General features: G+C 63.8%; 18 protein-coding genes. 3 read left to right on the top strand and 15 right to left on the bottom strand.

Annotation, left to right across the window (positions count from 1 at the left end; genetic code table 11):
- Positions 1-14 precede the first annotated feature (14 nt).
- The 4 genes from QSV77_RS03020 to QSV77_RS03005 are packed head-to-tail and all read right to left on the bottom strand — an operon-like array spanning position 15 to position 2592.
- A complete protein-coding gene (locus QSV77_RS03020; RefSeq protein ID WP_271360913.1) occupies positions 15-449 on the bottom strand; it encodes an NlpC/P60 family protein in 435 nt (144 codons plus the stop codon).
- A complete protein-coding gene (locus QSV77_RS03015; RefSeq protein WP_302732483.1) occupies positions 446-1330 on the bottom strand; it encodes a DUF2163 domain-containing protein in 885 nt (294 codons plus the stop codon). Before QSV77_RS03015 ends, QSV77_RS03020 begins: the two co-directional genes overlap by 4 nt.
- The gene (locus QSV77_RS03010; RefSeq protein WP_302732482.1) at positions 1327-1965 is read right to left on the bottom strand and encodes a TIGR02217 family protein; all 639 of its coding nucleotides are present in this window, start codon (positions 1963-1965) and stop codon (positions 1327-1329) included. Before QSV77_RS03010 ends, QSV77_RS03015 begins: the two co-directional genes overlap by 4 nt.
- Before the next feature lie 45 nt (positions 1966-2010).
- Positions 2011-2592 carry a phage tail tape measure protein gene (locus QSV77_RS03005; RefSeq protein WP_302732481.1) on the bottom strand — a complete coding sequence of 194 codons (582 nt, stop codon included), beginning with the start codon at positions 2590-2592 and terminating at the stop codon, positions 2011-2013.
- Positions 2593-2704: 112 nt separating this feature from the next.
- Here QSV77_RS03005 and QSV77_RS03000 point away from each other — a divergent pair, with 112 nt between their 5' ends.
- Both QSV77_RS03000 and QSV77_RS02995 read left to right on the top strand, forming a co-directional pair.
- Complete coding sequence (locus QSV77_RS03000) at positions 2705-2932, top strand: DUF4160 domain-containing protein (RefSeq protein ID WP_046798948.1); 228 nt, start codon at positions 2705-2707, stop codon at positions 2930-2932.
- Complete coding sequence (locus tag QSV77_RS02995; RefSeq protein ID WP_065115206.1) at positions 2925-3329, top strand: DUF2442 domain-containing protein; 405 nt, start codon at positions 2925-2927, stop codon at positions 3327-3329. Before QSV77_RS03000 ends, QSV77_RS02995 begins: the two co-directional genes overlap by 8 nt.
- A 5-nt stretch (positions 3330-3334) precedes the next feature.
- Here QSV77_RS02995 and QSV77_RS02990 read toward each other — a convergent pair whose 3' ends face one another.
- From QSV77_RS02990 to QSV77_RS02980, 3 genes are read right to left on the bottom strand one after another with little or no spacing between them, the layout of a single operon-like run.
- The gene (locus QSV77_RS02990; protein WP_046798666.1) at positions 3335-3547 is read right to left on the bottom strand and encodes a rcc01693 family protein; all 213 of its coding nucleotides are present in this window, start codon (positions 3545-3547) and stop codon (positions 3335-3337) included.
- Complete coding sequence (locus QSV77_RS02985; protein ID WP_302732480.1) at positions 3544-3903, bottom strand: gene transfer agent family protein; 360 nt, start codon at positions 3901-3903, stop codon at positions 3544-3546. The genes QSV77_RS02990 and QSV77_RS02985 overlap by 4 nt, the downstream gene beginning before the upstream one ends.
- On the bottom strand, positions 3903-4310 hold the full coding sequence (locus QSV77_RS02980) for a phage major tail protein, TP901-1 family (RefSeq protein WP_302732479.1): 408 nt from the start codon (positions 4308-4310) through the stop codon (positions 3903-3905). Before QSV77_RS02980 ends, QSV77_RS02985 begins: the two co-directional genes overlap by 1 nt.
- Before the next feature lie 92 nt (positions 4311-4402).
- Between QSV77_RS02980 and QSV77_RS02975 the strand changes: the two genes are divergently transcribed.
- Positions 4403-5602 carry an MFS transporter gene (locus tag QSV77_RS02975; RefSeq protein WP_302732478.1) on the top strand — a complete coding sequence of 400 codons (1200 nt, stop codon included), beginning with the start codon at positions 4403-4405 and terminating at the stop codon, positions 5600-5602.
- A gap of 7 nt (positions 5603-5609) precedes the next feature.
- Here QSV77_RS02975 and QSV77_RS02970 read toward each other — a convergent pair whose 3' ends face one another.
- The 8 genes from QSV77_RS02970 to QSV77_RS02935 all read right to left on the bottom strand — a co-directional run bounded on the left by QSV77_RS02970 (position 5610) and on the right by QSV77_RS02935 (position 11274).
- Positions 5610-6005 (bottom strand): DUF3168 domain-containing protein, encoded by a 396-nt coding sequence (locus QSV77_RS02970; RefSeq protein ID WP_302732477.1) that lies wholly within the window; start codon positions 6003-6005, stop codon positions 5610-5612.
- The gene (locus tag QSV77_RS02965; protein WP_302732476.1) at positions 6002-6337 is read right to left on the bottom strand and encodes a phage head closure protein; all 336 of its coding nucleotides are present in this window, start codon (positions 6335-6337) and stop codon (positions 6002-6004) included. Before QSV77_RS02965 ends, QSV77_RS02970 begins: the two co-directional genes overlap by 4 nt.
- 3 nt (positions 6338-6340) lie before the next feature.
- Positions 6341-6910, bottom strand: a complete 570-nt coding sequence (locus tag QSV77_RS02960; protein WP_302732475.1) for a head-tail connector protein — start codon at positions 6908-6910, stop codon at positions 6341-6343.
- Positions 6911-7102: 192 nt separating this feature from the next.
- Positions 7103-8371: a phage major capsid protein gene (locus tag QSV77_RS02955; RefSeq protein ID WP_302732474.1), complete on the bottom strand. Its 1269-nt coding sequence runs from the start codon at positions 8369-8371 to the stop codon at positions 7103-7105.
- A gap of 36 nt (positions 8372-8407) precedes the next feature.
- Complete coding sequence (locus QSV77_RS02950) at positions 8408-8980, bottom strand: HK97 family phage prohead protease (protein ID WP_052817609.1); 573 nt, start codon at positions 8978-8980, stop codon at positions 8408-8410.
- A 46-nt stretch (positions 8981-9026) separates the two neighbouring features.
- Positions 9027-9347, bottom strand: a complete 321-nt coding sequence (locus QSV77_RS02945; RefSeq protein WP_302732473.1) for a DUF6107 family protein — start codon at positions 9345-9347, stop codon at positions 9027-9029.
- Positions 9348-9542: 195 nt separating this feature from the next.
- Entirely contained in the window at positions 9543-10709 is a 1167-nt protein-coding gene (locus QSV77_RS02940; protein ID WP_302732472.1) for a phage portal protein, read from the bottom strand.
- Between the two features lie 256 nt (positions 10710-10965).
- A complete protein-coding gene (locus QSV77_RS02935; protein WP_046798947.1) occupies positions 10966-11274 on the bottom strand; it encodes a Dabb family protein in 309 nt (102 codons plus the stop codon).
- Positions 11275-11319 lie beyond the last annotated feature (45 nt).

Raw genomic sequence — 11319 nt, 5'->3', positions numbered from 1 at the left:
CTTGCCTCGAAAATTCAGGGATCGGGGAACCGGAAAACACCGGCGATGCGCCGCTTCCAGCCCGGCACCAGCGTGGAACACACCACTGCGGCCTGTTCATAGGCGTGGATGAAATGCTGAGGCCCGGCGAGAATGCCGAGATGTTTCGCCGCTGCATCGGCCCGCCAGCGAAACAGCAAGAGGTCGCCCGGCCTTGCCTCATCCATATCAGGCACCGCCAAAAAATGGCGCTTCGCCGCCGCCATCAGCCGGTCTTCACCGCCGCGTTCGGCCCAATCAGGCGCATAGGGCGGCAACAGCTCCGGCTCGGCGCCGTATAATTCACGCCAGATGCCCCTGACCAGGCCGAGGCAATCGCAGCCGACGCCCTTTAACGAGGCTTGATGCCGGTAAGGCGTGCCTAGCCAGCCCTGGGCCAGCGCCAGCACTTTTTCTACGGTATCACTCATGGAAACAGTGCCTTGCCATCATGGGTCTGGCCGCCGCTGGCGTAAGAATAGGCGAAATCCGCCCCCGGCAGGTGCGGGAAGCCCCTGAAATTCAGGTGATTGGCGAATTTCGTTCGGCACGTGGCGAAACTCTTGTCACAGCCGGCGGTGATGGAAAAACCGTCTCCGGGCAATGGCATGCGTTCCGGCGCGAGCCAGAAGGACAGAAGCGCGCCGCCGTCGCGTCGCACATGACCGTCGAGATCGAAACCCCTGCCGGCGAGCGCGCCGCTCAAAAACCGCAACTTCCCCCTGCTGAAGAAACCATCGGCGAAAGCATCAAGCCCCGAGACCAGCAGGTTGCCCGTCGCATCCACCGCCGCCACGCGGCCATTGCCGGTGAACCGCGAAAGATCGACGCCGCAGCGCCGGTCACCCAGTGCGGCATCGCAACGCCGCCCATAGACCCCGCCCTGCGGCTGGCCGAGGCGATGGGCAAGGCTGCGTAACTCGGCGCGAAACGCCCCGCCCGCCCGCGTCACCTCGCCGATCTCGCGCATGGAAAGCAGCACATGCTCATCCGGCGTCTGCCAGTTGACGAGAAAAAGCTCCACCCGTGCGCCATCGAAACGACCGGCCGCCAGATCATCCTCCGCGATCGCCTCGCTGGAAAAACCGCCGGCCACCTCGCCCGCACTCGCACCCAGCCCGGTTTCGCTGTCGCTGTCGCTCGCCCCGAAACCGCTGGCGGCCAGATAGGCCGTGCCGGCAAAGGATAACGTCTCATCGTGGTCGGTAAAGCCGATCACGGCGCCATCCTTCAGCGTCACCTTCCAGCAATGGCAGGTGGTGGTGGCATCGCCCTGCAGATGCGTGGCAAGGGTCGGAGGAACGGTCTTCATGGCAGGATTTCCATCAAGGGAATGGAGGGAATGCGGCCGGCCTCGAAGGCGGTGAGGTTGACGTCGATGCGATCGATCGCAAAGCGCACCGGCACGTCGAATTCGAAACCCGCCCGGATCGCCGCACCTGAAGGTGGCACCTTGCCGGCACGAAACATCACCGTGCCGGTTAGATGATCCACCGACACATCCGAAGGCGGCACCTTCACCCCCTCGACCGAAACGAGGACAGAGCCCTCGACCGGCTTTTCCACCCGCCTGATGAAGGCACCGCCGGCATCGGCATAGGTCTTCACCAGCTGAAACTGTGCGGTTGTGCCATCGCCGGTACCGATCCTCTGATCTGTGGCGGCAGGTGTCCCGCCCGGCGGACAGGATTTGCAATCGACGGGGTCACGAAAGCGGAAACCATAAAGCTCACCGCGCCGCGCCTCGAAAAAGGCGAGCACCTCGTAAAGATCAGCCACCGAGCGGATGCCGGAGCCGGCATCATAAGCGCGCCTCGCATTCTTCCAGCGCTGGTTGCGGCTCTCGCGGCCATTGGAGAGATTGACGATATCGGTCCGCCGCACCGGCCCGCCGCTCACACCAAGCGCCAGTCGCAGCGGAAACCGCACTTCATGAAATGCCGCCATGTCGTTGTTCCACGAATCTTTTTGCTGTGTTGAAAGGTCGATGCGTCACAAACCGCGCTGGCCGCGCCCGACACTGCGGGCCAGCATGGCGACGATCTGGCCTTCGCTTTTTCTAAAACTCGCCGCATCGGTGGCCGTCACGTTGAAGACGATCTGCGCACCACCACCGCCCGCCGGTGCGGCGACACCCAGAGCACCATCCGAACCGCGCTTCAGCGGCAGGATCGCTTCCGCTCCCGCCTCGCCCATCAGGCCCAGCCCGCCGCCCATCGGAAAAAAGGTGGGACTGGAAACCACGCCGCCATCGGCAAAAGGCGTGATGCCGCGCCCCGGCACCCCGCCATCGGCAAAGGCAAACAAGGAACCGCCACCGTTCAAGAGTCCGCCAACGGCATTGCCGATCATATTCTCCAGCGGCTTCAACCCGGCCGAAAGTGCCATGCCCGACAGGCGTTCGCCGAGCCCGCGCAGCACATCATCCAGCCCCTTGCCACCCGTCGTTGCGGCCTGCAGGGCGCTGGTCAGCGCCGCCCCGAACCGCTCGGAGCGCTTTTCGAGATCGCCCATAACATCCGCAAGCGCTTCCGCCTCCTCGCGGTTCTCCGCAATCGATCCTTCGCCTGCCATCGCGCTTGCCTTTCTGATTCAACTGGGGAATGCATGCTGCTGAAACAGCTTTCAAAAAGCAGCTATTCAGCCAACGCTCTTTAAAAACCCGGCTTGTTGGGTTATGGTTTTCATGGTCACGGTTCTGCGACAGCATGGCATGCGTTTTGTCATCTACACGGCCGATCACGAGCCGCCGCATGCGCATGTCTATGGAGAGGGTGAAGCCCGCATCGACCTCGTCAGCCTCACCGTTCTCACGCAGGGCGGCATGTCGGACCGGGATGTACGACGTGCCGTTACAGTGATCGAGGAGAACCGGATGCTGTTTATGCAAACCTGGAGACGATATCATGGTTGACGTCAGCGATGCCGAACTTGCCGCCGCCAGGGAGCGCTGGCAGCAGGAACGTGCGGAACGCCCTATTCCGGTCTCCGTGCGTTTCGAAGCGGCATCGGCCCGCGTCATCGTCGATTTCACCAATGGCGCCTGCTTCATGTTTCCGGCCCGGGCGCTGGAAGGTTTGCAAGACGCTACCGCGCAACAGCTGGCTGAAGTCGAGCTTCTCGGCGAGACCGGGCTGCATTGGGAAAGTCTCGATGTCGACTATACGATCAGCGGGCTGATGAACGGCATTTTCGGCAGCCGTATATTCATGGAAGCGCAGCGCAAGGGCGGCCAATCCCGCTCGCCGGCAAAGGCAGCGGCCAGCCGTGCCAATGGCGCGAAGGGTGGCCGTCCGCGAAAAATACCCTGATACCGTCACCCATCAGGAAACAGCCGCATCATCGCCTCCATCGCCTGACGATCGGGGCTGCGGGAGATGGCACGTGCGCCACCCGTCATCGCGAAAAACTCCCTTGGCGTCAGCCGCCAGAAGGTTTCGGAGGAAAGCCGCAGCAGGCAGAAGCCGGCATGGATGACCGCCTCCCAGGGGAAAGGGCGGGGTCTCGCCTCGCCTGCTGCGGCACTCAAGGGTCCGGCTGTGTTTCTCCTTTCGGGCCGCCGAAGGTGGCGGTCAGAAGATCGGCGACGATCGCGGCATGACCGGCGATGCCGCCTTCCACGGTTGCCGCAGCCACGTCTTCGTCGGAAAACACATTGCCCGCGCCGCGCAGGCCGGCGCCGATGACCCGGATCATATCGGCGGCCTTCATGCGGCCGGTCGCAAAACGTTCAGCGAGCGCGGTGAGATCATCGGCCTGAAAGGCGGTTTCGAGTTCGGCCAGCGCCCCGAGCGTCAGGCAGAGAATGCGCCTTTCACCGTCGATCAAAGCCTCGATCTCGCCGCGATGGCGGTTCGCCCGCCCGTAGCGTAACCCTTGCGGCATCACAGCGCTCCGAAATTAAGGAGACCGGCAGATTCCAGCGCGATCTCGAATTGCACCTCGCCATCGTGGCGGCCGGAATATTCGAGCGCGACGATCTGGAACGGCCCGGTCACGACACCGAAATCGGGGATGAGGAGTTGCCAGCCCGGAATGCTGCCGGCAAAAAACGCGCCGCGTACCGATGCGTCGCTCGCCTGATCCTTGAAGATGCCGGATGCCGTCAGCGAAGCCCGCTGTACGCCGGCGCCGGCCAGAAGCTCGCGCCAGCGCCCCGCACTTTCGCCATCGGTTATGTCCACGGCCTGCGCGTTGAAGGCCAGCCGCTTTGTTCGCAGCCCCGCCACGGTCACATAGGAACCGGCGCTGTTGATCTTCAGCAGCAGGTCCTTGCCCTTCTGCGCCACCATGTTGTTCTCCTTACCGTTTCGATTGATGTTGCCGGGCCGCAATGGGCCTGCTACCAATTGTTTCTCCGCATTCCGCACCCCTGATTTTCATCATGTCCGAAGCCGCTCCCTTCCCGTCCCGCGCGCGCCTTATCGGCGTGCTTGCGGTTGGGCAGATCATCAGCTGGGGCAGCGGGTTCGACATGCTGGCCGTGCTCGGCCCACGGATCGGGCAGGAACTGGCCATCGCCAACGAGGTGGTTTTCGCCGGCCTCACCGTCATGATGACGATCAGCGCGCTCTGCGGTCCGCTTCTGGGAAGAACGCTGGTGCGCCACGGCGCGGCACCCGTGCTTGTGGCGGGTTCATTGCTGTTTGCCGCCGGTTTTGCCGTGCTCGCCTTTGCGGGCGGCGTGGCAAGTTATCTGCTCGGCTGGGCCGTGATCGGTTTTGCTGCCACCTGTGGCCTGACGACGGCCGCCCATGCCGCCGTCGTGGAACGTGTCGGGGCGGAAAGCGGCCGGTTGCTGACGTTGCTGATGCTGTTTACCGGGCTTTCGGCGGCGGTTTTCCTGCCGGTCACCGCGCTTGCCGACCAGCATCTCGGCTGGCGCGGCACGCTTGTCGCCTATGCCGGTCTGCAGCTCTTCGTGCTTCTGCCCCTCTACGTCTTCGTGCTTCCCGGGCGGCCGGCCCGCAAGGCCACGGGGTCGCGGGAGGTGGCCGGGGCTTCGCGCCCGCCCGTCGATACACGCCGCGCCTTCATGCTTCTGGCCGCAATGACGACGATCAGCGCGTTTACGACCTTCGGCCTGTCGCCGCTGCTGCCCCTGCTGCTGGTGCAGGCGGGGGCGACACAATCGCTGGCCGTGCAGCTGGCATCCGCCCGCAGCGTGCTTGCGATCACCGCGCGCGGGCTGGATTTCCTGCTTGGCAAACACGGCAACCCGTTCGTCACCGCCATGATCGGCCTCTGTCTACTGCTCGTGTCGCTCCTGCTGCTGCTGGCCTTTGCGCCGGCCATGCCGGCTTTCATCGGTTTTATCGTATTCTTCGGTTTTGGCGCAGGCGTGCTCACCGTCAGTCGGGCGGTCCTGCCGCTGGCGGTGTTTTCGCCGGAAGAATATGGCCTTCAGGCCGCGCGCATTTCCCTGCCGCAGAACCTCGCCATCGCCTTTGCACCTGTTATCTTCACGCTGGCGCTGGATCGTGGCGGGGTCTCGGCCATGCTGACCATCGCTTCCGTGCTGATCGGCATTTCATTTGTGCTGCTGCTCGTACTTTGGAAGACCATGCGCAGGCAGGGTTCCTGAAAGAGGCTCATTCCGTTACCGCGCGGAAACGCATGTCCGCGATGAAATTCCGCGACTTTGCTTCGCGCCGCGAGCGGCAGGAGCGCAGTTGCAGGTTGACCAGCGAGACATTGGCAAGCGGCAGGGCGACATCATCGAGCAGGGTTTTCACCCGCTCTGCGATTTCGCCGGCCTGTTTGCGGCCGGCGGCATCGCTCCAGATTTCCAGCGACAAGACATGTTCCTCGGCCTTTTCCGTCGCGGTAGAATAATCCCGGCTGTCAATTTCGCCGATGACGATGCAGGGCATAAGCGCGCGCGGCAAAAGCCGGTCGACGATGCCGCCTGATGTCAGAGCCATCAGCACTGCATCGCCTGTCAACCGCGCAAAAACCGCCTTCAGAAGTGCGTTTGCAGCGCTCACAGGCTTTCCTCCTCGCAGCGGCAGACGATGAAGCGGCGGGTCTCGTCCGGGTCCATCACCGTGCGGATGCCCAAAATGCGCCGGCCCTTGCGAAAGCGCATGCCGGCCGCGATATCGCTGCGCCAGGTGAGCCAGACGCGATGGGTGATCGTCACGCCCTCGGCCGAGGCACGCTCATGGAACGCCTCCGAAACCGGTTCGATCGCCGCCCAGAGCGAGCGCAGGACAGCCCAGCTTTCCAGCGTACCGCCCTGCCCGTCCGGCATCTCCGTCCGCATTTCCAGCTCCAGCCGCGCCGTCAGCCTGCCGGGGTCGAGAAAAACGAGGTTCATGGCTTAAAGCCCCATGCGGCAGAAGGGCGCCACCAGCCGCTCGTAACCGGCCGGAACCACTGCGGGCTGATTTTCCGGGGCAACGGCGCCGCGAAAGGCAAACATCTGCGCCACATGCATCAGCATGGCGCGTTTCAGCGTATCCGGCACATCCGCCCCGGCCTCGCCATAACCGGCGATGAAGTCGATTTCGATACCGTTCATCACCCGTCCGGGGGCCGGCGGATCGCGCAGCCACAGCCGCGCCGGACGGGCCGCGCCGTCCAGTAACTTATCAGCGGCGGTGATATTGGTCTCGCGCCCGTCGATGCCAAAAACCAGAATCGTTTCGATGGTTTGCACCGGTGTCTTGGCAATCGGAATCACACCCGTCTGCGGCCATTGGTCGAGATAAAGCCGCCATGTCTGGCGCAGCAGGCAGAGGCCGGTCACGCGCTCCAGATGCTCGCGGGCGGTGCGGATCAGCGCTGCAAGAAGCGCATCCTCGTCGCTGCCGTCGAGACGCAGATGCGCCTTGACCTCGGCAAGGGTCAGCGGCTCCGCCTGCGGCGGATTTATGAGGGCATAGGTCATGGGGTCTCCGGAGAAGAAATCACAGAGGGAGCGAGCGGGTACGTCTTTCGCCTTCTCCCCGCCGGGGAGAAGGTCGCGGCAGCGGGTTGAGGGGGCAAGCGCAGAGGTATACGGAGAGCTTGCCCCCTCATCTGCCCCTTCGGGGCATCTTCTCCCCGGCGGGGAGAAGAAATGCGCCGCTAAATCTGCGGGTCAATTCACCCCGAATTTCACCAGCTTGATCGCCTCGAAATTCTGTACGCCGCCACCCACGCGCTTGGTGGTGTAGAACAGCACATAGGGTTTGGCCGAATAGGGATCGCGCAGGATGCGCACGCCGGTGCGGTCGACGACGAGATAACCGGAGCGGAAATCGCCAAAGGCGATGGCGAAGCTGTTGGCAGCGACATTCGGCATGTCTTCCGCCTCCGTTACCGGAAAGCCCATCAGCGAGGCGGGCTGGCCGGCGGCGGCGGGCGGGTGCCAGAGGTAAGCGCCGGTCGTATCCTTGAAGCGGCGCAGCGCCGCTTGCGTCTTGCGGTTCATCAGGAACGCGCCATTCTGGCGGTGGCCGGCCTTGAGGCCATAGATGGCATCGAGCAGCACATCCATCGGCCCGGCGGAAGCGAAGCCGGCCGAAACGCCGGTCGCGACATAACCGATATTGCCCCAGCTCCAGCTGTCATTGGCAACGGGCGTATAGGCGAGAAAGCCCTTCGGTTTGTTGACGCCATCACCGGCGATGAAAGCGGCAGCCTCCTGTTCGGCAAAGGCGATATCCACTTCCGAGGCGATCCATGCCTCGACATCAACAGCCGCGTCGTCCAGCAGGCCCTGGGTCGCGGCGGGCATGGCGTAGAGTTCCATGGTCGGGAAAGAAAGCTCAGACAGCTTCGGTGTCGCCGTCTCGGGACGGGCCGCGGTTTCGGAGACCCAACCCGTCGCCAGTCCGCCGGCGGCGAAGGGTTTCTTCAGCACGGCCGTGGACACCTGCCGCACGGTGGCGAGCGCCCGGATCGGCGAAATCGCCGTCATGCGCCGGCCGATCTCGCCATCCGTCTCGGTCGGCACCAAAAAGCCGCCATCGGCACCGCTCGATCCGGCAAAGGCCTTGGCCTCCAGATCGCGCAGCGCACCCTCCTCGCCCCGGCGGATATAGGCCTCGAAGGCCGCCTTATGCTCTTCGGCATCGTGCGAGGGCGCATCCTTGCGGCCAAGCGCAGGCCGCGCCTTCCTGAGCGCCAGATCGTCCATGATCTTTCTGTTATCGTCGAGCGCCCTGTCGATACGATCGAGCTTGTCGCGGGTCACGATATCCGCACCCATCTTGCGTTCGATGTCATTGAGCCGCTGGTCGTTGGTTTCGCGAAAAGCCTCGAAGGCCTCCATGAACTCGTCGAAGGCCGCCGTCATCGTGTCAGGCACGGCCTTTACCTGCGGCGCAACGGTCATTGCGGCCGGTTTTGTCATCTGGTCTGTCATGTCGCCATCCTTGTTTCGGAAATACGTGTCGGGAAGTCAGCGTTTGAAGGCGGTGTCGAACAGCGAACGGGCGGCGCGGCGCATGCTGCGCGCCAGTTCGGTCTCGCGGTCACGGAAAAAGCGGGCATGTTTGACGTCGGACACCCGCGCCGAAGGCAGCATCGGAAAGGTCACGACCGAGATTTCCCAGAGATCGGCCTCCAGAATGCGCCGCACGCCGGAACGTTCGGCCTTGCCCGAGCGAACCGTGCGGAAACCGATCGACAGTCCGTCCAGCGCGCCGGTCTTCATCAACGAATGCACCTCACACGAGCGGGCAACACCCGGTGCCAGAACGCCCTCGACATAAAGCCCGCGCTCGTCCTCGCGGATGGTGCGCCAGGCGCCGATCGGCTCGGCCGGATCGTGCTGGTAGAGCATGCGGATGCCGGCCGCTCCCCGCTCCTCGATGGAGCGGCGGAAAGCACCGCGCTCGATCACGTCACGGCCGAGGTCGACCTCGCCGAAGACGCTGGCATAACCGGAAAACGTGCCGTCGCCGGCGATGCCGCGCAGTTCCAGACTGGCGAATTTGCGCGTGGCGGGACGCGGCCCGCGATAGGCGTGCATGGGAAACTCCTGCGATGTGAAAATGAAGCCGCCTTGCGGCGCGGGTTCAGCTGCACGGGCGTGTGCCGTAGTGGCTGGCCACGCGCACCATCACGCCCAGCCCCCACCAGGCCATCATGCTTGCGGCGGCGGAGCCCGCCACCATGATTTCCCGGCCGGAAAGCGCGCCGGCAATGTCGAGCTGCTGCACGATCCACAGGCCGATAGGCCCGCCGAAGATCATGCCGCAGGACACCCCGGTGATGAAACGGCTCGCCGCTTCCCGTTTGCTTTTCGGCAGCAGATAGACAAGCGACACGCCGGCACCCGCGACGGCACCGGTGATGCGGGCGGCCCAGATGCCGGCCTCATTGGCGAATTCAGACATGGGTAATCATTCCGGTTTAGGATGTTGCAATCGGGCGAACGCACCGCGTCGCCCGCAGGTGCTGTTTGCGCGCCTGCGGTGGGTGATTTCACGAGTCTTCGGAAAAGCTTGGGCGGAAAGCCTCACAAAGAGAATCCGCCACTTCAGAAAATGGTTCAGCAGAAACAGACGGCTGTGAAAGCGCGGTTAGCCCCCTCAGTAACCGACGGCTTCGCGTTTTTCCTCGTCGCTCAGAAACGAGGCCGCGCCGATGCGGCTCCACAGCGCATCCCGCTCGCCGGCGAGCCCGGCGATCTTGTCGAGATCCGGCTCCAGACGCAGCCCCGCGCCGAAGACCGGTGCAAGCCAGCCGCACAACCTTGCCGCCGTGCGGTTGACGAGCGGCAGCACGGTGAGACGATAAAAGGCGCGGTTCGCCTCCTGGTAATTGGCATAGGTATTGTCGCCGGGAATGCCGATCAGCATCGGCGGCACGCCGAGCGCCAGCGCGATATCGCGGGCAGCTCCGTTGCAGGCTTCCAGAAAATCCATGTCGCGCGGCGAAAGGCCCATGGCCTTCCAGTCCAGCCCGCCTTCCAGAAGCAGCGGCCGGCCGGCATTCATCGCGCCCTGATACCCCTCCTCCAGCTCGCGTTTCAGCCGTTCATATTGCTCGGTGGAAAGATTGCCGCCTTCCTTCGGCTGATAGACCAGCGCGCCCGAAGGCCGGGCGGAATTGTCCAGCAGGCGCTTGTTCCACTGGCTCGCGGCGTTGTGCAGATCAAGTGCTGCACCAGCGGAAGCCAGCGGCGCAAAACCCGCCCGGTCATCCAGCGGGTGGAAAAGTTTCAGATGCAGCAGCCCCAGCCCGTCGCGCTCGGCGGCGATGCGGCGCGACGCACGCCCTTCGGCGCGGTAGTCATAAGCCACCGGCCAGCCATCCGCTCCCTCGACAATACTTACCCGATCCGGCCGCAGCAGATGCAATTCCCTTAAACGCCCGCCGATCATCAGAGGTTCGACATAGGCATTTCCGGCCAGCATCAGGTGACCATAAAGCGCCTCGAAAAAATCCGGCCCGCCCATATGGGCGCCCGGCTTCGTCAGGAGCGCCAGCAGCGGATGATCGCCGATTTCCTCGTCGCCGTCATAAAGCAGCCAGTTCACCGATGCGGCCGCTTCCGCCACCATGCGGGCGGCACGGTGGGCGACCGGGTTTTTCATGAAGCCTTCGCGGGCAAGTGCGGCATAGGACCGGCCGGACCAGAAGGCCTGCCCGCCCTGCCTCGCCACCGCCATGAAGGCACCCGACGCCATTTTGCTTTCGGGCACGGCTTTGCCATCCGCCGGGCGCAGCCACGGCAGGGAAAACGGAAATCGCATGGAGTTGTCCTTGTTTTAATGGCGGCTCAGGCCCCGATGCCCTCATCCCTGCGCTTGTCACAGGGATCCAGCCAGCCCAAGTCCTTGGGCTGAAAAGACTCTTCCCGCCGCGCCGACGCGCGTCGGCTGGATTCCTGTGACAAGCACAGGAATGAGGGTACCGGGGGCGTCAGCCCTACGACGGAGGAAAGGTTTTCTCGCGTTCTCAGCAGACTACGTGCGGATGCACGTCACTTTCGCAGCCGAAAGCGGACGTTTACCGGATCGGCGCTTTCACCGCCGTGTCGCTGTTGAAATCAGCGGCAACGCGGGTTTCGCGCAGCGGCTTCACGGTGCGGGTCGAAAGATCATAGGCGGGGTCGGCCTTATAGGCCGCCAGCGCCGCCTCGTTTTCGAACTCGCCGTAAACGATGAAATCGACCGAGTTGCCCCATTGGTCCTTCTTCACGTTCTCGCCGATTTCCAGGGTCAGCGCATGCGGGATCGCGGTGAGGCCGGAAAGCCCCTTGCGCACGGCGTCGCGGTTTTCCTCGGGAACGGTGAAAAAAACGATATGGCGGATCACGGTGTCACCTGTCATGCAAAATTCGAAGGCGGCCTTCTGGGCGCG

The sequence above is a fragment of the Agrobacterium sp. V1 genome (assembly GCF_030518355.1).
Classification (GTDB): Bacteria; Pseudomonadota; Alphaproteobacteria; order Rhizobiales; family Rhizobiaceae; genus Agrobacterium; species Agrobacterium cucumeris.
The sequence above is the reverse complement of the archived record's forward strand: the minus strand, read 5'-3'. Positions and strand labels throughout refer to the sequence as shown.